Origin of the sequence: Mesorhizobium sp. M7A.F.Ca.CA.004.04.2.1 (genome assembly GCF_004022825.1) — a bacterium.
Lineage (GTDB): Bacteria > Pseudomonadota > Alphaproteobacteria > Rhizobiales > Rhizobiaceae > Mesorhizobium.
Genome location: NZ_RZPH01001263.1, coordinates 1 through 1,480 on the forward strand (window position 1 = coordinate 1; position 1,480 = coordinate 1,480).

2 protein-coding genes are annotated in these 1,480 nt (G+C 64.0%); one reads left to right on the plus strand and one right to left on the minus strand.

The genetic code is table 11. The annotated features are described in order from the left end of the window. The coding region (locus tag EN893_RS33655) for a TIGR01459 family HAD-type hydrolase (protein ID WP_128362162.1) at positions 1 to 395 on the plus strand (395 nt) is incomplete at its 5' end. On the opposite strand, the gene EN893_RS33660 is transcribed toward EN893_RS33655, so the two are convergent. After that, entirely contained in the window at positions 382 to 1,392 is a 1,011-nt protein-coding gene (locus EN893_RS33660; RefSeq protein WP_127269653.1) for a sugar-binding transcriptional regulator, read from the minus strand. The two genes, EN893_RS33655 and EN893_RS33660, sit on opposite strands and share 14 nt — an antisense overlap. Between the last annotated feature and the right edge of the window lie 88 nt (positions 1,393 to 1,480).

Genomic DNA, 1,480 nt, shown 5'->3' on the forward strand with positions numbered 1-1,480 from the left:
ATTATCGCAGGCTGTTCGCGCCGGCTGCAGAGCGGCGGGTGCCGTGTTTCTGCACCAATCCCGACATCGTCATGCTGACGACCGTTGGCCCTCGCTTCGGCGCCGGTCGTCTGGCCGATCTCTATGAAAGCCTGGGCGGCAGCGTTACCCGTATCGGCAAGCCCGACAAGGCGATTTTCGAAGCCGCGCTGGCGCTGGCCGGCGAGCCGGACCCTGGCACCGCGGTCTGTGTCGGCGACAGCGTCGAACACGATATATCGGGGGGAAACAGCGCCGGCATCGCCACCGCGCTGGTGCTGAGCGGAATACTGGCGGACACACCGGATCTCGCCGCTGTTTTCGACGAACAGCAGGCCTGGCCGGACTACATCACGGACAGTTTCAGCTTCCGCTGACCGCCTCCAGCATACGCCGCGCGCTCTCCTCGTCGGTGATCAGGATGGTTGGGGCGATGAGGGTCATGGCGCCGAGCAGCGCTTCGGTTTTCTCCTCGCCACCGGAGGTGAGGATACGGATCGGCGCCTTGCGCAGACGGTCGACATCCACCGACATCACGTGGCTGTTGACCGGATGGTCGACCAGATCGCCGTTGCGGTCGAAGAAATGGAACAGGAGGTCACCCACGGCGCCTCGCGCAAGCAGGGCCTCCCGATCCGCCTCCTTGAGAAAGCCGCCCCGAGAGAAGGTGGTGGCCGAGGCAATCCCGCCGACGCTCAGCAGAACGGCATCAAGCACGTCGGCCATTTCGAAAATCTCCTGCAGGCCGCAGCGCTCGATCAGTGCGATCTTGGTCTCGACGCTGTCGACGACGGCTGGTGTCGGCATCAGATAGCCGTCGCCCTGGAATATCTGAGCGAAGCGCCAGGCGAACTCGGCTGGGTTTACCCGGCGCACGACGCCGACACCGCCAAGCAGCGAAATCACCTTGAAATCGGTGAGCGACTTGGCGCTGATGAAGGGCAGGCTCGAGAACAGCGTCTGCCCCCAGCCGACGCCGACCCGCATGCCGGACTTCATCGTGTCCGACAGGAAACTGCCGGTCTTGGCGCTGATCGCTGGTATCGGATCGGCATTGGGTGCCGAAAGCGGCGCCACCAGCGCCTGCTGCAGCCCGAACGTCTTCTCCAGCGCGCGCTCAAGCCGCACGATTTCCGACAATTCGCTCTCGATGGTGATCTTCACTTCGTTGCGCGCCCGGGCATCCGCCAGCATGCGCACGATGGTGACGCGACCGACGCCGAGCACGTCGGCGATCTCGTTCTGCGTCATCTGTTCGACGAAATACATCCAGGCGGCGCGAATCCTGAGGCGATCCGTTCGGCTTTCGCTGGCGACCTGCTCGGTTGCCTCGCCTCGACCGTCTTCGCTTTCGCCCTGTCGTCGTCTGCCCAAGTCTGTCTCTCCCCCTGCGGCGACGGACGAGCGCGCTGCCGCCGATTCTGCATGCTGGTCTAGTATCGCCTATTGATCTACCAATCGA